General features: G+C 70.6%; 12 protein-coding genes. 6 read left to right on the plus strand and 6 right to left on the minus strand.

All coding sequences use genetic code 11. The features are described 5' to 3' along the window. Positions 1-147 precede the first annotated feature (147 nt). Genes AC4H2G_RS10560 through AC4H2G_RS10570 form a run of 3 tightly spaced genes read left to right on the plus strand, consistent with a single transcriptional unit; the run spans position 148 to position 9,370 of the window. Complete coding sequence (locus AC4H2G_RS10560) at positions 148-6,648, plus strand: DEAD/DEAH box helicase (RefSeq protein ID WP_494365710.1); 6,501 nt, start codon at positions 148-150, stop codon at positions 6,646-6,648. Between the two features lie 17 nt (positions 6,649-6,665). Further along, positions 6,666-8,954 (plus strand): 3'-5' exonuclease, encoded by a 2,289-nt coding sequence (locus AC4H2G_RS10565; RefSeq protein WP_494365711.1) that lies wholly within the window; start codon positions 6,666-6,668, stop codon positions 8,952-8,954. A 41-nt stretch (positions 8,955-8,995) separates the two neighbouring features. Beyond that, positions 8,996-9,370: a hypothetical protein gene (locus AC4H2G_RS10570; RefSeq protein ID WP_494365712.1), complete on the plus strand. Its 375-nt coding sequence runs from the start codon at positions 8,996-8,998 to the stop codon at positions 9,368-9,370. Positions 9,371-9,461: 91 nt separating this feature from the next. Here the strand turns inward: AC4H2G_RS10570 and AC4H2G_RS10575 are convergent, their stop codons facing one another. From AC4H2G_RS10575 to AC4H2G_RS10590, 4 genes are all read right to left on the minus strand, one after another. Continuing rightward, complete coding sequence (locus AC4H2G_RS10575) at positions 9,462-9,764, minus strand: helix-turn-helix domain-containing protein (RefSeq protein WP_494365713.1); 303 nt, start codon at positions 9,762-9,764, stop codon at positions 9,462-9,464. Between the two features lie 231 nt (positions 9,765-9,995). After that, positions 9,996-10,436 (minus strand): hypothetical protein, encoded by a 441-nt coding sequence (locus AC4H2G_RS10580; protein ID WP_494365714.1) that lies wholly within the window; start codon positions 10,434-10,436, stop codon positions 9,996-9,998. A gap of 137 nt (positions 10,437-10,573) precedes the next feature. Then, positions 10,574-11,662 (minus strand): hypothetical protein, encoded by a 1,089-nt coding sequence (locus AC4H2G_RS10585; RefSeq protein WP_494365715.1) that lies wholly within the window; start codon positions 11,660-11,662, stop codon positions 10,574-10,576. Between the two features lie 53 nt (positions 11,663-11,715). Further along, complete coding sequence (locus AC4H2G_RS10590; RefSeq protein ID WP_494365716.1) at positions 11,716-12,105, minus strand: hypothetical protein; 390 nt, start codon at positions 12,103-12,105, stop codon at positions 11,716-11,718. A gap of 127 nt (positions 12,106-12,232) precedes the next feature. Here AC4H2G_RS10590 and AC4H2G_RS10595 point away from each other — a divergent pair, with 127 nt between their 5' ends. From AC4H2G_RS10595 to AC4H2G_RS10605, 3 genes are all read left to right on the plus strand, one after another. After that, on the plus strand, positions 12,233-14,614 hold the full coding sequence (locus tag AC4H2G_RS10595) for an McrB family protein (protein WP_494365717.1): 2,382 nt from the start codon (positions 12,233-12,235) through the stop codon (positions 14,612-14,614). Then, positions 14,598-15,857 (plus strand): McrC family protein, encoded by a 1,260-nt coding sequence (locus AC4H2G_RS10600; RefSeq protein ID WP_494365718.1) that lies wholly within the window; start codon positions 14,598-14,600, stop codon positions 15,855-15,857. Before AC4H2G_RS10595 ends, AC4H2G_RS10600 begins: the two co-directional genes overlap by 17 nt. 258 nt (positions 15,858-16,115) lie before the next feature. Beyond that, the gene (locus tag AC4H2G_RS10605; RefSeq protein ID WP_494365719.1) at positions 16,116-17,798 is read left to right on the plus strand and encodes an SIR2 family protein; all 1,683 of its coding nucleotides are present in this window, start codon (positions 16,116-16,118) and stop codon (positions 17,796-17,798) included. Positions 17,799-17,885: 87 nt separating this feature from the next. On the opposite strand, the gene AC4H2G_RS10610 is transcribed toward AC4H2G_RS10605, so the two are convergent. Together AC4H2G_RS10610 and AC4H2G_RS10615 are read right to left on the minus strand one after the other, a co-directional pair. Continuing rightward, a complete protein-coding gene (locus AC4H2G_RS10610) occupies positions 17,886-18,071 on the minus strand; it encodes a hypothetical protein (RefSeq protein ID WP_494365720.1) in 186 nt (61 codons plus the stop codon). Between the two features lie 231 nt (positions 18,072-18,302). Then, the gene (locus tag AC4H2G_RS10615; RefSeq protein WP_494365721.1) at positions 18,303-18,941 is read right to left on the minus strand and encodes a nucleotidyltransferase domain-containing protein; all 639 of its coding nucleotides are present in this window, start codon (positions 18,939-18,941) and stop codon (positions 18,303-18,305) included. Positions 18,942-18,988: the final 47 nt, after the last annotated feature.

The following is an 18,988-nucleotide window of genomic DNA, read 5'->3' on the forward strand; positions in this document are numbered from 1 at the left end:
TTCGTCGGCACACATTCCCACGAGCGAGTTGCACGGTATCGGTGGGCGTCGCGCTAGTCGAGGCCGTGGCGGGTGAAGTCCGGCGAGAACAGATGCCCACGTCAGATACCGCCTGAGGTTGCCAGAGAAGTCTGAAATCATGCGCACGTGAGCGAGCTCCTCCCCGTGTCCCAGGCCGAGTCACTGCGTGCTGCGTTGCTGGAGTATCTGGGCACGACGTTCGCCCTGGCCGACGCGAGCACGCGGGCGTCGCTCGAGGACTTCCTGCGCTCGCCGCAGACGGGCCTGTTCCGCGGCCCGTACGTGCGACTGCGGCTCCCGTTCCGCCCCGCGGACGACGGCTGGCGCGACTCGCTCGACTGGTACGGCGGGTACCCGCAGCCGTACGGGCACCAGGCTGCGGCGTTCCAGCGGCTGTCGTCGCTCGGTCCGGACGGCGGTCTCCGCCGCCCGCAGCCCACCCTGGTCACGACGGGCACTGGTTCGGGCAAGACGGAGTCGTTCCTCTACCCGATCCTCGACCACGTGCTGCGGGCCAAGCGCGCGGGCCTCGGCGGTATCAAGGCGGTCATCCTCTACCCGATGAACGCGCTGGCCAACGACCAGGCGAAGCGCCTCACGGAACTACTCACCAGGAACTCCGAGCTCGGCGGCATTACCGCCGCGCTCTACACCGGTCAGCAGGGTGGCACTCGCTCGAAGGTCAGCACCGCCGGCCTGATCACCGACCGCGCGATCATCCGCGACACGCCGCCCGACATCCTCCTGACCAACTACAAGATGCTCGACCAGCTGCTGCTCCGCCACGCGGACGCGAAGCTGTGGTCCGCGAGCGCCCGCTCCCTGCAGTACCTGGTGCTCGACGAGTTCCACACCTATGACGGCGCGCAGGGTACCGACGTCGCGATGCTCATCCGCCGGTTGGGGCTCGCGTTGAAGTCCCACTGGCCCACCGAGCCCGACGCATTGGCCGACGCAGAACTCACCGACGCCGACGTCGACCGCCCGCTCGGGATCGTCACGCCCGTCGCGACGTCCGCGACGCTGGGCGACAAGGGCGACCCGACGGCGATGCTGGAGTTTGCCTGCACGGTGTTCGGCGAGGAGTTCCCCGCGGAGTCCGTGGTGACCGAGTCGCGCCTGTCGCTCGACGAGTGGGTCGGCGACGCGGTGGCCCGGACCGAGGCGCGCGGGCTGCACCCGGTCGACGTGGACGACGTCGTCGCACGCGCCCTGCTCGCCGACCTCACCGAGGGTGACCCGACCGACCCCGACGCCCTCACCCGGAGGGTGCTGTCCCACCTGTACCGCGAGGGCTCCGGCGACGCCGGCTACGTCGACCCCGCGTGGCCCCGCCCCGACCTGTCGGGCGACTCGAACGACGACCTCCTGACCCTCGTGAAGGCGCTCCCTCTCGTCTCGGGGCACCGCGGCCTGGCCCGGCTCGCGGATCACGCCGTGGACCTGGGCGAGCTCGCCGCCCAGGTGATCCCACCGTCGTCGGACCCGGCCTGGCGTGCCCGCGCCGAGCAGACGCTCACCGCGGTGCTCTCCGCCCTGTCGCACCTGCGCAAGGAGACAGGGCGGGGCGCACTGTCGGTTGACGTGCACCTGTGGACCCGCGAGCTGACGCGCCTGAACCGCACCACCGCGGGCGTCGCCCAGTTCCGCTGGCAGGACGACGGTGTCGTCGTGCAGGACTCCGACGAGGACGAGTCCGGCGACGAGTCACGTGCGTTCCCCGCGCTGTACTGCCGGCACTGCGGCCGCTCCGGCTGGGGCGTCGCGCTCGCCCCGACCGGGACCGATCTGGACACGCACGACAACGACATCCGGGGCCGTCACCTGCGCGGGGACGAGCGGTTCCGCGCCCTCGTCCACGCCCCCGCCGAGGGTGAGCGCGCCGAGGGTGGCGAGAAGATCGAGGGCCTGTGGTGGTTCCTCGTCGGACAGCGCCGCCTCGTCTCCACACCGCCGGACGGCGAGGACGCCGACCAGGGTGCCCTCCCCGTCCTCGCGCACCCGATGGACGACGCCGGTGCCAAGCCCTCGAAGGACGACGACTGCCCGTCGTGCGGGCAGAAGGACGGCATCCGGTTCCTCGGCTCGGCCATCGCGACGCTGCTGTCGGTGTCGTTGTCCAGCCTGTTCGGCACCGCGGGGCTCGACCCGGCGGAGAAGAAGGCGCTCGTCTTCACCGACTCGGTGCAGGACGCCGCGCACCGCGCCGGGTTCGTGCAGTCCCGCTCGCACGCGCTGACCCTCCGTGCCGTGCTGCGCCACGCCGTCGGCGACGAGCCCGTCGACCTCGACACCCTCGTGGACCGCGTCATCGCCGAGGCCGGGGACGACGCGAAGAAGCGGTACCGGCTGCTCCCGCCGGACCTCGCAGACCGCGAGAAGTTCGCACCGTTCTGGAAGGCCGCGTCCTGGGCCAAGGTCCACCACACGGTGCGAGGACGCGTGCGCCGCCGCCTGCTGCTCGACGTGCTGCTCGAGCACGGGCTGCGCTCCGCCGTCGGCCGCACGCTCGAGGCGACGGGCACCGTGGTCGCCGAGGTCGAAGCCGATCCCGAGCTGCTGCTCACCGCTGCGCGCGCTCCCCTCGACGAGGCCGACCGTCAGGGCGTGCTCGACGGGTTCACACCCACCGACGCCGACCTCCGGGCCTGGGTGCGCGGCGTGCTCGAGCACATGCGCACCCGCGGCGCGATCGACCACGAGTGGTTCAAGAAGTTTCGCGAGGAGGACGGCAACCGCTGGTGGATCACCGGCGGCCGACGACGCCACGACGGCATGCCCGGCTTCGGCAAGGGCGCCAGCGCGCCGGGCTATCCGCGCGTCGGGGGCGCCGTCACCACCGGAGCCGGCGCGAAGGCGCCCGGCGACGACCTCGAGCCCGTGGGTTCCTCTCGTGGCTGGTACGCGGCGTGGACGCACAAGTGCCTGCACGTCGACAAGACCGAGGCCGCGACGTTCGCGCGCCTGCTCATGAAGCAGCTCGCGCGCTTCGACCTCGTCGGCACGCTCCTGTCGTCGTCCGGTGCCACGACGTACCACCTCGCTCCGCGGAGCATCACCGTCCAGGCGGCCACGAGGGACACGCTCGGCTCAGGAGCCCTGTGCCTGGAGTGCAGCGACTGCGGTTCGACCGTGCCCGCGACGGCGACCGTCGTCGACCAGCTCGACGGGGCGCCGTGCCTCGTCGCCCGATGCACCGGGCGCCTGCGCCGGCACACGATCGCCGACAACTTCTACCGCCGGATGTACGAGGACTCCGACCCGGCACGCGTCGTCGCGCGCGAGCACACCAGCATGCTCGAGGACGAGGTCCGGCTGGCGTACGAGACGGCGTTCAAGTCCAGCGACCCCGAACCCGACGCGCCGAACGTCCTCGTCGCGACACCCACACTGGAGATGGGTATCGACATCGGCGAGCTGTCCGCCGTCATGCTGAGCTCCCTGCCTCGCACCGTCGCGTCCTACCTGCAGCGCGTCGGCCGCGCCGGGCGCTTCACCGGCAACGCGCTCGCGCTCGCGTTCGTCACCGCACGCGGCGACCAGCTCCCGCGGTTCGCCGACCCTGGCAGCGTCATCAACGGCGCCGTTCGCCCGCCGGCGACCTACCTCGACGCCGAGGAGATCCTGCGCCGCCAGTACGTCGCGTCCCTCGCCGACGAGCTCGCGCGACGGCCCGACGCGCCGCACCCGCGCACCGCCTCCGACGCGCTCGGCAGCAGCGACCCGGGCACGTTCCTCGGCGAGCTGGTCGCCCTGTCCGAGGCCGAGGGCCCTGCACTGCTCGACCGGTTCCTGAGCGGGTTCGCCGAGATCTCCGACGCCGTGAAGGACAGTCTGCGGGAATGGGCGCTGCCGTCCGTCGACGCGAGCTCGGGCGAGACCGTCCCCTCCGAGCTGGCCGGACGTGCGCACGCGGCGTCCCAGGCCTGGCGAGCCCGCATGGAGACCCTCGCGTACCGCGAGAAGGAGATCCAGACGGCGATCAACGCCGCCGACGGTCTGCGGATCAAGGCGGAGTCGCCCGCCGCGACGAGCGACGACGAGCGCGCTCTCCGCACCGCGCAGGCCGCGCTCAAGCTCACCCAGTACCAGAAGGCCCTGGCGTCCACCGAGCACTGGGTGGGCGTGCTCGAGGAGCACGGCCTGCTCCCCAACTACACGCTCCTCGACGACTCCGTGTCGCTCGAGGTCGCGCTGTCCTGGGTGGACCCCGACTCCCAGGAGTACCGCACCGAGCACATGGAGCTGAACCGGGGTTCGGCGCAGGCGCTGCGCGACTTCGCGCCCGGCTCCACCTTCTACGCCCGCGGGTACGCCATCGCCATCGACGCGCTCGACCTCGGCCGGGACGACGACGCCGTCCGTACCTGGGCGTGCTGCCCGCGGTGCGGCTACACGCAGGACGTCACAGACTCCACCGCGCCGGGAAGCACCGGCGCGCCGTCGTCGTGCCCGCGGTGCGGTGATCCCGGGATCGCCGACATCGCGCAGCAGATCGAGGTAGTCGAGCTCAAGCGCGTCTCGTCCGTCATCCGGCGCGAAGAGGCGACCATCGACGACCGGCACGACGAGCGCGAGCGCGAGCGCTTCACCATCCGCACGCTCGCCGACGTCGACCCGACCGCCGTCACACGCCAGTGGTTCGTCGAGGACTACGGGTTCGGCGCCCGCTACCAGCGGCAGATGACCATCCGCTGGCTCAACCTCGGCAAGGCCTCCGCGCAGGGCGCCACCGTCGAGCTCGCCGGGCAGCCGCACGACGTCGCCCTCTTCCGCGTGTGCGAGCAGTGCGGCAAGCTCGACACCTCCACCGGAGCGAACCGCGCCTCCGAGCACCGCCCGTGGTGCCCGCTGCGCAAGGCCAGCAACGAGAAGGTCCGCACCGTCGCGCTCGCGCGGTCGCTGACCACCGAGGGCCTCGTCCTGCGGCTGCCCGAGTCGGTGACCATCGGCGACGACTTCTCGATCCCCTCGCTGCGCGCCGCGCTGCTGCTCGCGCTGCGCATCCGGATCGGCGGCGACCCGGACCACCTAGAGGTCACGGACGTCGTCGACCCCAGCCCCGCCGCCGACAGCCCCGCCGAGGCCCTGCTGCTCCACGACGTCGTCCGCGGCGGCACCGGCTACCTCGCCGAGCTCGCCGACCACGAGGCTGTCTGGGCCATGCTGCGTGACGCCTGGCAGCACCTCGAGGAGTGCTCCTGCCAGCACGACGGGAAGCTCGCCTGCGAGCGCTGTCTGCTCCCCCATGCCGCACTGCACCAGGTGGAGCACGTCTCACGGGCCTCCGCGGCGCGCCACCTCCGGTCGATCCTGCTCGGCCGGTCGCAGGTCGGTGCCGACGACGAGGTCCCGGCCGCGAGCCCGTGGACGGTCACCGTGGACGAGCCGGACGTGGCGGACCCCGAAACCCATATCGAGCTGCTCTTCCGCAAGGTGCTGCGCGAGCGCCTGGAGAAGATGGGCTCGACCATCACCGAGAAGCCCGGTCCGAACGGCAACACGTGGTCCATCACCATGCCCGGTGGCGCGCACTGGCGGCTCGAGCCGCAGGTCCTCGTCGCGCAGGCGGGGACCAAGCCTGACTTCGTGCTGCGCAGCGACCGCCCGGACGTCCCGCCGACCGCGATCTACACCGACGGCTGGCAGTTCCACGCCTCCCCCGCCGTCAACCGGCTCGCCGACGACGCCACCAAGCGACAGGCACTGCGCGGCCTCGGGTACCAGGTGCTCGCCTTCACGTGGGAGGACCTCGACCGCCAGCACTCGTCGACGACGGACGTACCGTGGCTGCACCCCCAGGCGACCGCGGCCGTGCTGAGCGAGGCCAAGGACTCGCTGTCGCCGGCGACCGTCGCTCTCGTGACCCGTCCCGCGCTGGACCTCTTGCTGGACTGGGTCCAGCGTCCGGACCGCGGCGGCCGAGCACAGCTCGCCCGGTGGCTGCCTCTGCTCGTCGCGCCGTCGTTGAACGGCGGCGCGATCTCCGCCGAGATCGGCATGGACCAGGTCACGCTCGACGTGCTCGACGGTGCAGGTCTCCCGCCCGGGACCAAGTTCGGCGGCGTGTGGTCTCAGGGAACGGTGGCGATCGGCGTCCGGTCTTTCGTCGGCGAGTCGTTCGAGATCGCCGTCGTCCTCGACGACGCGGTCGACGCTCTCGGCCACGACGAGAAGACCTCGTGGCGGGAGTGGCTGCGCCTCGCCAACCTGCTGAACTTCCGCGAGGAGCTGCCGCTGCGGATCGTGACGCGGTCGATGCTCACGGGCGCCGAGCCGGCCGCCCAGCCCTCCCTGGCCGAGGCCGAGGAGTCCAGCCGTGTCGAGGCCGAGCTCCGTGAGCGGCTCGACACGTACCCCGACTGGCGTGCTGTGGCACGGCTCGCCACGGAGGCCGAGCACGATCTGCTGGTCGAGCTCCTCGACCTCGCGGCATCGGGACTCGAGGCACCGACGATCGGGGACGAGGTGGGTGACGGCGTGCCTCTCTCATTGTCTTGGCCAGACCGTAAGGTGACCGTGCACGTCGACGACCTGGACCACGAGACGATCCGCACCCTCCACGCCGCCGGTTGGGTCGTCGTCGAACCTGAAGCTGCCGCGCTCCGCGCGGCCCTGACCGCCTGAACCGGAGATCATCCCCGATGCCGCAGATCATCCTCGGACCGTCGTTCGGCAAGCTCGACGGCGCCGTGCGCAAGGCCGCGTACGCGTTCCTCGAGAAGCTCCAGGAGAACGACGCCACATCGGGCCTGCACATCGAGCCGATCAACGGCTCCGCAGACTCGCGCATCCGCACCGGTCGGGTCAACGACTTCTGGCGCGCCCTGCTCGTCAAGATCCAGGGGCAGGCCGCCGAGGCGCACTACGTGTACCTCGGCACCTACCCGCACGACGAGGCGATCAGCCGGGCCAAGACCGCCGTCGTGCGGATCAACCCCCGCAACGGCATCGCCGAGCTGGTCGAGGCTGCGTCGGTCGTCGAGCCCGCGGTGGAGAAGCCGGTCGTCGAGAAGCCGGTCGTCGAGAAGCCGGTCGTCGAGAAGCCGCGACCCAAGCCGGACGACGTCGACCACACGACGTACCCCCTGCTGCAGACGCAGGGGATCACCGTCGCCGACCTCGTCGACCTCGGCATCGACGTCGAGATCGCGAACTCCGCCGCGACGGCCGAGACCGAGGACGCGATGCTCGCCGTCGCCGAGCGCGCCCCCGCGACGTGGCAGGGTGACGCGCTGCTCGACCTGTCGACCGGCGCCGGACTCGCGACGGTCAAGGAGAAGCTCGGGCTGACCGTCCCTGCCGTCGAGCCCGACCCTCAGAGCGACGAGCAGCTGCTCGACGCGCTCAAGCAGCCCGCGGCGCAGATGGACTTCGCTTTCATCGAGGACGACGCCGCGCTGCGCGCCGCGATCGAGGACGACAACTTCGGCCGCTGGCGCGTGTTCCTCCACCCGGAGCAGCGCGACTACGCCTTCAAGGCACGGACCGGCTCGTTCCGGCTCTCGGGGGGCGCCGGCACCGGCAAGACGGTCGTGCTGCTCCACCGTGCGCGGCACCTCGCGCGCACCAATCCCGCGGCGCGCGTCGTCCTCACGACGTACAACCGGACTCTCGCCTCCTCGCTGCAGGAGACGCTGAAGCTCCTCGACCCGACCCTGCCGATCGCGAAAAACCTCGGCGACCCCGGCGTGTACGTGGCCGGCGTCGACGCGCTCTCGCGACGCGTGCTCGCGAAGGCCGAGGACGTCCACGTGGCCTCTGCCGCCTGGGGAGAGACGGTCGCCGCCGTGCTCGGGCCACGCTCGCCGTACGTCCTCGATCTCACGACGGCCGCGCGATGGGACGCCGCGATCTCGGCCGCTGGTCCCGGCCTCGCACCCGAGCTGCGGAGCCAGGCGTTCTTCATCGCGGAGTACTCGACCGTCGTCGTCCCGAACCGGATCACGACGCGGGACGAGTACCTGCGCGTCCGCCGGCCCGGGAGGGGCGTGGCTCTGAACCGGCTGCAGCGCGTCGCCGTGTGGGAGGTCGTGGAGGCCTACCGCGCATCCGCCGACGCCGCGGGGTCGACCGACTGGGACGAAAAGACCATGATCGCGGCCACCCACCTCGACGCCCGGGCGGCGGCTGGCGAGCCGCGCCTCGCCGACCATGTGCTCGTCGACGAGGCCCAGGACCTCGCCCCGGCCCGTCTCGTGTTCCTGCGTGCGCTCGTCGCCCAGGGACCGGACGACCTCTTCCTCGCCGAGGACTCGCAGCAGCGCATCTACGGGCAGAAGGTCGTGCTCTCCCGGTACGGCATCAACATCAAGGGCCGGTCACGCCGCCTCAGGCTCAACTACCGCACGACGGCGCAGGTGCTGCGCTACGCCGTCGGAGTGCTCGCGGGCGAGGAGTGGATCGACATGGAGGCCGAGGACGCCGCGGCCACCGGCTACCGCTCCGCGCGGTCCGGGCCCGTGCCGCGTGAGGTGAAGGCCAGCTCGCTCCTCGACGAGTACGAACAGGCCGCCGAGCTCGTCCGCGGCTGGCGCGACGGAGGCGACCCTCCCGAGACGATCGGCGTGCTGGTCCGCGCCAACCACATCGGCGACAAGGTCGTCCACGCGCTGAGCGAGCGTGGGGTCAAGGCGAAGTTCATCCAGGACGACGCCGCGACGGGATCGGGCAGCGTGCTCGTCATGACGATGCACCGTTCCAAGGGCATGGAGTTCAAGCGCGTCGTGCTGTTCGGCGTCTCGTCGGACGAAGGAGGCTGGGGATCGGGGCTCTCGTCGCTCCCCGAGGCCGATCGGGTCGATGGCGAGCTGCGCGAGAGGTCGCTGCTCTACGTCGCGGCGACGCGCGCACGCGACGAGCTCGCGGTCCTGTGGAACGGCCGGCGCAGCGACCTGCTTCCCGCACCGCTCCAGTCCGCATCGTCGGTCTAGGAACCCGCCAGCACCCGCATCCACAGCACAAGGAGATCCACATGGGTCGCATCGCGTTCGTCTCGGTCAACCAATCGTTCTCGTCCTCGATGACCCTCGCCCAGGTGGCGGAGGCCGCCCGTCGCGCGTGGCCGCTGAGCCTCGCCAAGGCACAGGAGTGCGACACGCTTGTCGCGGTGGCCCGAGGGGTCGCCGTCGCGTCGTGGCGAGTCCTCGATGCCTACACGACCGACGAGACCTACGAGACGAACGGAGGGCCCCGCCCGAGGATCGCCTTCGATCTCGGCGAGGCACTACCAGTCCTCCCGGAGTACGGGGAGTTCAACGCCCTCGACAACCTCCGGAGGGGCGTCACGACCGTCGAGTGGGGATGGTCCCCATCAACCGAGACCGGGGAGTCGAAGACCCAGGAGTGAAAATCGCTCTCGGTCGGTCCTGAAGTCGAACGTTCGCGAGCTCGTCCCCACGAGATGGCCGACGACCCGCCCGTACAGCTCGACGCGCAGGTCACCCATCGCGGCGTTCCTCGTCACCTGCCGCAGCGCCGCCCGCGGCGCCACCCGTCGCGCCGACACCGTCGAGCACCGAGTCGTCGATCTCGGCCCAAAGCCGCACGCCCGTCGCGTCGAGCATGGCGAAGAGCCGCTCCATGAGGAGACCGGGCTTGCCGTTCTCCATCTCCCAGACCCACTTCTGCCCGATGCCGAGCTGGTCGGCCAGCTGTCGCTGGCTCGCCCCCCGGACGAGGCGCCCCTGCTGCAGGGCGAAGCCCAGCAGCTCAGGACTCGTGATCTCGATCCGGACCGCCATGCCCACCTCCGATGACGTCGATAGCGAAGTCAACCTAGATGACTTCACTATCGAAGTCGAGAGCCGCGACGTCGATATCGACGTCAGCGCGCGCACTCAATGGCGGCGACGAGGTCCTCGAACCACGCCTCCGCATCGTGCGCAGTGCGATGGACTCCCACGTCCAGCCGTGCGGCGTGATGCGGGCGCGCCTCCGCGCCGCGAGTGCCGCGGGTGTCTCGCGGCGGCTCGTCAGTCGCACTCGTCGCACCTGCCGGTCGCGGGGAGCTGCGTGAAGCAGCGCGGGCAGGCGCCGAAGGACCGCTCGTCCAACCGGCGCGCCGCGTCCGGCGCACCGGCTCCGCGGGGGCCGCTGCGGAAGTTCGGCAACTCGACGAACTCGTAGTCGTTCGGCCCTCGTCGGATCGAGACGTAGCCGACGCCGAAGTAGGCAGCGGCGGGCTTCCCGACAGACCCGACGGCGACGTACGACCTCGCCGGCGGGATCCAGACCTGGGTGTACTCGAGGCCCGCGGCGATCTCGCGCAACCGCGTCCGGTTCTCCACCGGCATGCCGAAGTCCTCCATGGCCTCGTCGAACGTCGCGAACGTCGAACGCTCAGGGCCGGGTCGATCCTGCGCGATCGCCCGCTCGAGGTCGCCGGAGTCGCGGTGCTGGGACGGGCTGCTCATTGCGGACCTCCGAGAGAGACGGTGAGCTCGGCCGACAGGTGGGGCGGGCCGGGGTGGGGTGAGCGTCGGACAGCGGGAGCCCCGGTCGACGGCGCGTGGCGGCCGCGCTCCGCGACCCGCCACGCGTCGTCGGGCACTCAGCGTGCGGCAGGAACACCGCCCAGCGGACCTGCCGCTGGCTGCACCTCGCTCGTGTAGCAGTAGAAGCCCGGGACCGCGGACCCGTCACGCCGGAAGGTCACCTTGTTGACCTTGCCGGTCCTGCTGGCGATGGCGGTCCACGTGAGCGTTCCGTCCCCCGCCGCGTCGACCAGCTGCTGGAGGGCGACCCGCGGGGTGTCCGCGTTGAGGAACACCGGGACGCCGTGGACGTTCGCCCACACCACCGCTCGGCCACCGTAGGTCTTCGCGTCCGCGAGCGACTCCGACCTGGACGCCACGACGGACCGCAGGTGCGCGAGCAGCTCGGCCTCGGAGAACGGCGCCGCCTGGGTGCCGTCACCGGCAGGCCGGGCCGCCGGACGCGCCTCGGGACGAGCCGTGGGGCGCGCGGCGCGCCGCCCGCCACCGGGCGCAGCGGCACTGCGCCGCTCGGCCTCGGAGTACACGGCGTGCCGGTCGCGCGCCGCTGCGGGCGCGGCGCCGGCTGCGACGGCCGACCGCAGGTCATGGAGCGCGCGCGACGTCGCGGTGTAGGCGTGGTCGACGTTGCCCATCTCGTACGTCAGCGACCGCTCGCGCTTCACGCCGATCGACGCACCGACCTCGATCGCGTCCTGGTTCGCGCCCATGTAGAGGAACGTCCAGCCGAACGTCTCCTCGCGCTCGGTGATGTGCGCCTTGATCGCGGCGTGCGTGAACTCCTTCGACGCGTTCTCCATGCCGTCGGTCATGATGCCGACGATCACCGCGCCCGGGCGCTGCTCCTCCGGCAGCTGCGCGATGCGCAGCGCGGTCGTCTGGACGAGCCTGCCGATCGAGTCGAGCAGCGCCGTCATACCGCGCGGACGCAGGTCGAGCGGCGGGACCTGCCGGATGTCGAGGTCGGTGTAGACCTCCTCGTACTCGTTGTCGAACTGCGCGAGCGTGACCGTGCAGCGGCCAGGCGCCTCGCGCTGCTCGGAGAGGAACAGGTCGAAGCCCTGCTCGGTGGCCGCCTTGATCGCCTGCATCGAACCGGACCGGTCGAGCAGCATCGCGAGGTGGGTGAGGGCGTTGTCAGGCATGGCGGTTCCCTTCGTCGTGCTGCTGGTCTAGGGTCCTGAAGAGTGGTGCAGGCTCAGCTGCGGCGTCGGCGGAACCGCAACGGTTCCGTGGACGACGGCGCGGCCGGCGGCGGGGTGCCGCGCTCCCGGTCGTAGCGGGCCCGGGTGACTCCCTCGGCCGAGACGCGCCCGTCGGGGCCGGAGTAGCCGCCGAGCGACTCAGTCCGTCCGAGCCGTGGCGGCACGGTGTTGGGCGCGACGCCCGCCTCCTCCGCGACGGACCGCATCGACGCCCCGGCGAGCAGCGACTCGGCCATCGCCTCGTCGAGCGCGGCGTCGAGGAACCCGCGCGCCCGGGCGAGCGGCTCGACCGCTTCTCCCGGCGCGGCCTTCGTCGCCTCGTCGAGCGCCGCACGGACGGCGTCGAGGCGAGGGCGGGGCTGTCGCGCCGGGTTCGAGGTCATGCCGAGACACTACGTGCAGTAACTGCACATGCGCAAGAGGTGCGCGTGGACTTTCACCCCCCTCGTCGGCCTACGACGCAGGGGTCCCTCGATACGGTGGCAAGGCCACTCGCCGACGAGGAGATCCATGTCAGCCACCCGCATCCCCTACCCGACCGCCCAGCCGATCTACGCGGCGGTCGCCCGCTGGCGAGACGTCTCCCTCCTGGAAGATCGCTCGCTGTTCTCGAACGGTCCCGGCTCGACGCTGGCGGACGGTGAGGCCTTGGTACGCGACTTCGTTGTGAGTCCGGACACTGGCAAGGGCAGCTTTCTCACAAAGCTCGGGACGCAGCTGGCGACCACGCCGACGGGGGCAGTACAGCTCGCCGCGGAACTCCTCTACGTGCACCTGCTCATCGCGCGCGCCGACGCCGTCAGCGGGGCGAAGAAGCGAGAGGTCATCGATACCGTGCTCGCGCTCCGGGAAGGCACGCACGCGACCCCGCGAGACCTCGCTTCAGCACTCGACGCGGGCCTTGTCCGCCCGGGCACCGCCTATGGCACCTATCGATGGAAGCTCTTCGCAACCCTGATCGAGACGTTTGTCGCACTCAAACGTCTGCCGCTCGACGAACGCACCCGCGTGCTCCGAGACCCCGACGCCTTCGTCTCGCTGCTCGAACCGATCGACGACGCCGAGGGCGGGCAGATCCAGAAGCTCGCGCTCCAGCACCTGCTATTCCCGGACGACTTCCCGCCCGTCATCAGCCGCGACGCACGGGCCGCGATGGTCGCGCGCTGGAGCGAGGTGGCGACGGGCTCGACCGAGCCCCGGCGGCTCGCCTCGGTCTTTCGAGCCCTCGCGAGAGAGAACGACGACGCCGAGACGTTCGTCGACCTGTGGCGCGCACCGTGGCTGTGGCAGTGGTCGGCACCCACCGAGGCCTGGGAGCGCGCGGGTCGATGGTTCCGATGGTTCACCGACCGGGTCGACCTCGACACGGCGGAACGCGCATACAAGCTCGAGACGGTCGACCACCTGCGAGACGTCCAGCATGCAGTATCGGAACGCGGTGAGTGGCTTCCGCTGCTCAGGAAGAGCGTGCGCGGGACGAACCTCGTGAACTACCGCGCCTACGAGGAGCTGCTCGGCTGGGCGGAGGTAGATCCGGACACCACCGCCGTCGCCCTGTTGCGCCTCTGGGCCGCGGACAGGGACGCCGCACTGAACGGCTTCGCTGAATCGCTTCCGGCCGACGTCCTCGTCCAGCGTGGGTCGAGGCTCAGCGTCTCCTCCTTCCTGCGCATGGCGGTGGAGCCGACGGATGCGCCGGTCTGGCGGTCGCGCTACGTGGCCGCCTTCACGCGCATCATCGGCTTCCGCGCGCCGGCGCCGAGCGCTCCCGACAGCGAGGTGTACGACAGCTTCTTGGCCCTCCTTGCCCTCGTCGCTGAGATGGCAAGACGGCACGGAATCGACCTCGATGACGCGCTCGACGCACAGGGCCTCCTCTGGACCGCGATGACGAGCGAGGCGTCGGAGTCGTGGTCCCCCACCGAGCGCGCCGCCGTCGAGCAGTGGCGCGCCGGGAGGAAGGTCGACCCGCCGGGTGGCCAGCGCCAGCCCGACGACGCCACACCGGACGAAACCCCCGAGGCACTGCGTGACGTCTCCATCGAGGAGCTCGCGACCGAGCTCTATCTGGAGCCCTCGTTTGTGGACGACATCCGTGCGCTGATCGAGGACCGGCGCCAGGTCATCCTCACGGGCAACCCGGGCACGGGCAAGACGTTCGTCGCCCGTCGGCTCGCAGCATGGCTTGCTGGCGCCGACGACCGGGTAGGCCTCGTCCAGCTGCACCCCTCGTACTCGTACGAAGACTTCGTCGAGGGGTATCGCCCGACGGAGCAGGGCGGCTTCACGCTGCGCCCAGGTCCCCTGCGCGCGATCGCCGAGCGGGCGAGCGCCGATCCCGACCACACCTACGTGCTGCTCATCGACGAGCTCAACCGTGGGAACGTCGCCCGAGTGTTCGGCGAGCTCTACTTCCTGCTCGAGTACCGTGACCACAGTGTCCGATTGATGTACTCGAACGAGCCGTTCTCGCTGCCCAAGAACCTGCTGGTCCTCGGGACCATGAACAGCGCGGATCGGTCGATCGCGCTCCTCGACACCGCGCTGCGCCGTCGCTTCTCCTTCGTCGACTTCGATCCGACGACCGGACCCGTGTCACGCGTCCTTCCGGAGTTCCTGGCCGCCAGGCATCCACAGCTTCGGTGGGTGGCGGAGGTCGTCGACCGGGCGAACACACTCCTCGACGACCCGTTGGCGTCCATCGGTCCGAGTCACTTCCTCCGCGACGACCTCGACGACGCGCTGGTCGAACGCATCTGGACCTACGACGTGCTGCCGACGCTCCGCGAGCACCTGTACGGTCGCCGCGACGTTCTCGAGCTGCTCTCTCTCGAGGCACTTCGCCCTTCGTCCGTGACGTCCCAGAGCCTCGACGATGCCGACGACGTCTGAGGTCCTCCACCTCAACGAGTGGACGCCCACCGAGGTCGAGTGCGACATCGCCGAACTCAGATTGCTTCGCGATGTCTTCAAGGCCGAGATCTCACCCGCGCGCGTCACGGGAGACCGGCAGATATGGCGCGTCCGTCCGAGCGGGATCGTCGGCGTCGCTCGGACGGACGAAGCCATCGTCGCCGTGCGTCCACGCATCCCGGTCGCCAACGTCCTGACGCTCGCGGGCGCATCCGCCACTCCCTGGACGGACGACGAAGCACCCGCGGACGCGCGCGACGACGTCCATCTCGCCCTGGCCCGGCTCTTCGTGCTCACCGCCGAGCGCACCCTGAGCGAGGGAGTTCTCCGCGGCTATCGAGAGCAGCACGACGAGCTGATGACCGTGCGCGGCCGTATCGACCTGGCGGAGCAGATCCGGCGACGTCCCGGCCGAAACCTCCCGCTCGCAGTCAACTATCAGGAGCACGACGAGGACGTGCTGGAGAACCGCGTCGTGAAGGCCGCCGCATCGGCGCTCCAGAGGCTGGGCCTCGCGGACGGCCCGGTACAGCGCGGACTGCACCGCATCCTCATGACACTTCAAGCGGTGACTGCGGGAGCGTCGATCGCCAGCCCACCTCAGGTCCACTGGACGCGGATGAACGAGCGCTATCGCCCGGTCGTCGAGCTGGCACGACTGGTGCTCGACGGAGTCGGCGTCGACGTCGCGGCCGGCGGCGCGCCCGCCCGGTCGCTCACGCTCGACATGCCGCGCGTTTTCGAGGACTTTCTCGCTCGTGAGCTCGGCAAGCGACTCGAGTTCAGAGGCGGCGTCGCCCGTCCACAGGACACCCGGTGGTGGCTCGATACAGGACGACGCGTCTCGCTCCGACCGGACCTCGTCTGGGACGTCGGCGGTGCTCCGGTCGCCGTGATCGACGCCAAGTACCAGACAGTCGGGCCTCGGGACACGCACGGCGACAACACGTATCAGCTGCTCGCCTACTGCACGGCTCTCGGCCTGCCCGACGGACACCTCGTCTACGCGAACCTCGATGGGTCCTCTCCCGCTCCGGTGCAGGTCGTCCGCAGCGGCCCGCGGATCCACCTCCATGCCTTCGATCTCTCTGTGCCGCTGGAGCAGATCCTGGAACAAGTCGAAACCCTCGCGGACCGTATCGCTCAAACGGCTGCGCACGAACGCCAACTTCACCCAGACAGATCGCGCTCGACCGGTGGCGCCCGTGTTCTCGCCCCATAGGGTCGCGATGGACGCCGGTCAGAACGAAGGAGCACGTCCGTCACGACCGACGTGGCTGGAGCCAAGCCTTTGCTGTGCACGATCGCAGCTCGGGTATCGACATCTGAGCGACGCGTGACGCCGTGGACGGTAGACCACGCAATCTGGCGGAACGAGCGCGCTGACCACGCGTCCCTCCGAGCACTTTCAGAAGACGGTTGTTAGAACCCGGTTTACGAAAACTGCGCAGCCACCAGCGATCCTGATCAAGGAACTCCTATGACGCCCGGACACCTCTTCGTCGTCAACGGCCGCCTCGAGGCGCTGAGCGCTGACGCCGTCATCATCCCGACCGACACGGACTTCCATGTCGGGGACTGGTGGCTCGACGCGGCCGGCCTGGAGCCCGAGACCACCTGGAGCCAGGTCAAGCCGCGCGGCTGGGGGCAGGGCGCAGCCCTCCCTGCGCGGACGTCCCGCCGTGGCGCGAAGCACCAACCTGAGGCCTGGTTCCTCGACACCATCGCCACCACGCCGGATGGCGTCGGCGACGCCGCCCGCCGGGCCGTCACCGCGATCGTCGAGCACTCCGCCGACCGTCTCCGCACCGCTGCCGAGACGGCGGGTCGGGACCTGCCGCTCGTCGCCCTCCCGGTCATCGGCACCGGCTACGGCGGCCATCGGCTGCGCCGCGGCCAGGTCATCTCGGCGCTCCTCACCACCCTGCACGACGTCGCACGCGACCTCGGCGTCGACGTCGCCCTCGTCGCGTCGAACCGGGCGGACTACTCGGCGCTGCAGCACCGCCGTCGGGCGCTGGCCCGACCCACCGGGCTCCCGCCGGAGACGACGACACGAGCGCATGAACTGGGACGGCACGCCTCCGACGGTGACCTCGCCCTCTTCTTCGGGGCCGGTGTGAGCATCGCCGCGGGACTCCCGTCGTGGAACCGACTGCTCACCGAGCTGGTCGCGAAGCTCGACCTCGACAGCGACGTGCGCGAACGCATCAGCGAGCTCGGTCCGCTCGAGCAGGCGGAGCTCATCCAGGTCGCGCTCGCCGACCGGTCCGCGCGCGCCAAGGCGGACACGCAGAAGGCACTGGGCAGTCGCGTCGCGAAGATCATCGCGACGGAGTCCGCACGACCCAGCCTGGCCCATGCTCTCCTCGCGAGCATGCGCGTGCGCGAGGCGGCGACGACCAACTACGACCAGCTCTACGAGCAGGCCGTCACCGCGACGGCCGGCCGCCCGTCGGACCACCAGCGGACCGTCATCGACCGGCTCCCGTGGGACCGCACGAGCACCGACCGGCCGTGGTTGCTCAAGATGCACGGCGACGTCGACGACGCGCGCTCGATCGTGCTGTCCCGCAGCTCGTTCGTGCACTACGACACCCGGTGGAAGCCCGTCGGGTCGCTCGTCCAGTCGCTGATGATGACGAAGCACCTGCTCGTCGTCGGCGCGTCGATGACCGACGACAACCTGCTGCGCTTCGCCTACGAGGTGGCCGGCCTGCGCGCGAGCATCGAGAAGCGTGACCCGAGCGCGCCGGAGATCGGCACGGTCGTCCACCTCGCCGACGACGCAGCGTTCAGCCGCCTGTGGAAGGGCCGGTTCGACGTCGTCGTCCCCACCCTGGACGCCGCCGACCGGATGGGGGCACCGGCGCCTGAGGCCTCCGAGTTGGACGAGGTGCGACGCGACCGCGAGGCGGCCGAGCGCCGTCGAGCCGCGCGAGCCCTCACGGTGTTCCTGGACGTCGTCGCGATGCACGCCGAGCGCGACGCTCCTCACCTCCTCGACGACCGGTACGCCGACGAGCGCGGGGACGAGGCGGCATCACTCGTCTCCGAGCTCCGGAACATGGCAAGAACTGCTCGTCGGATCGGCACGGACGACGCCTGGACCCAGTTCGCCGATGTGCTGGACCAATTCGGCGCCGGATCAGCGGAGCACTGACGCTTCGGCGGCATCTCGAGCCTTCGAGCAGGCGCAGGCGGAGGCGGAGGCGGAGGCGGAGGCGGAGGCGGAGGCGGAGATTTCCCTTCACGCAGAGCGCCGAAGCTGCGCCTCCATGATCTTCACGAGCTTGCGCGCCGCTCGCAGCATGCCGTCGATGCGTGCGGGCGTGAGATAGCTCGTCCCGTACTGCGCATTGCTCTTGTCGTCGAGCAGCCGACGCAGCGCGGCCGCAGCGTCCTTGCCGTGGGGTCGTACGGTGGCGAGGACCACCGCTGCCTGCTTGTGATCCTGCCCCTGCGGCCGCTGCCCCAAGACTGCACCGCAGATGGCATCACTCGCAGCGATGCCAGCAAGGACAGCGAGGGACGCCGAGACGTGGGCGACGGTCCGGTCGCCGTCGTCCGCGACAAGCTCGGCCACCGAGGAATTTGCGCGCAGACTGGGCGCGCACCGACACATCCGCCGCGGTCATCGACTGGCTGCGTGCTGGCGTCCGCGGCGTCACGCGGCAGCTCCGATGAGGTCTCGGAAGGGTTGGCCCACCAATGTCCGCGCGTCGTCGCGCCAGGACGTCACGATCGGATCGTCGGATCGAACGGCCGCCGCGAGGTCGCCGTTCCGGAGCGCGTAAACCTGCACCGCATTCCCGGTCCACACCTCGCCCTCGACCCGAAACCGGTCGGCCAGGACGTCGACGACCTTGCCCGGCAGATCGTCCGGCACGACGAGCACGAGGTCCAGATCGCTGTCCTGTGTCGCCTCGCCCCGTGCCACGGATCCGAAGACCGCGACGGTGACGGCCGTTCGGAACCCGTCGGGCACCTCGTCGTGGACGAGTGTCTCGGCGTTCCGAGCGAGGTCGGCCCACGGATCGAAACGATCGAGAGCAGCCTCGATGGCCGGCCATGCCAGATGATTCGCGTTCGGCCGGTACGCCGTCGTGCCACCGATCCGTTCGGCCAGCAGCACGCCTTGTGAGACGAGGCGGTCGAGGGCGTAACGAACGCCCGAGTACGACGCATGGCGAGCGGCTCGATGGACATCGCCGCTCGTCAATGGGCGCCCTGCGGACCAGAGCACGCGGAGGGCCACCCCCTCGAGACCAGGGATGACAGCAGAGGTCGTGTGCCTCCAGTCCATGAGCGATCAACCTCCTCGTCGTGCCAACATCTTGGCAGTAGTGCCGA

The organism is Cellulosimicrobium sp. BMG9.23 (assembly GCF_059159985.1).

Bases quoted from the DNA above. Each gene is read 5' to 3' on its own strand.
- AC4H2G_RS10565 (WP_494365711.1), top strand. From the start codon at position 6,666: ATGCCGCAGATCATCCTCGGACCGTCGTTCGGCAAGCTCGACGGCGCC.
- AC4H2G_RS10570 (WP_494365712.1), top strand. From the start codon at position 8,996: ATGGGTCGCATCGCGTTCGTCTCGGTCAACCAATCGTTCTCGTCCTCG.
- AC4H2G_RS10575 (WP_494365713.1), bottom strand. From the start codon at position 9,764: ATGGCGGTCCGGATCGAGATCACGAGTCCTGAGCTGCTGGGCTTCGCC.
- AC4H2G_RS10580 (WP_494365714.1), bottom strand. From the start codon at position 10,436: ATGAGCAGCCCGTCCCAGCACCGCGACTCCGGCGACCTCGAGCGGGCG.
- AC4H2G_RS10585 (WP_494365715.1), bottom strand. From the start codon at position 11,662: ATGCCTGACAACGCCCTCACCCACCTCGCGATGCTGCTCGACCGGTCC.
- AC4H2G_RS10590 (WP_494365716.1), bottom strand. From the start codon at position 12,105: ATGACCTCGAACCCGGCGCGACAGCCCCGCCCTCGCCTCGACGCCGTC.
- AC4H2G_RS10595 (WP_494365717.1), top strand. From the start codon at position 12,233: ATGTCAGCCACCCGCATCCCCTACCCGACCGCCCAGCCGATCTACGCG.
- AC4H2G_RS10600 (WP_494365718.1), top strand. From the start codon at position 14,598: ATGCCGACGACGTCTGAGGTCCTCCACCTCAACGAGTGGACGCCCACC.
- AC4H2G_RS10605 (WP_494365719.1), top strand. From the start codon at position 16,116: ATGACGCCCGGACACCTCTTCGTCGTCAACGGCCGCCTCGAGGCGCTG.
- AC4H2G_RS10615 (WP_494365721.1), bottom strand. From the start codon at position 18,941: ATGGACTGGAGGCACACGACCTCTGCTGTCATCCCTGGTCTCGAGGGG.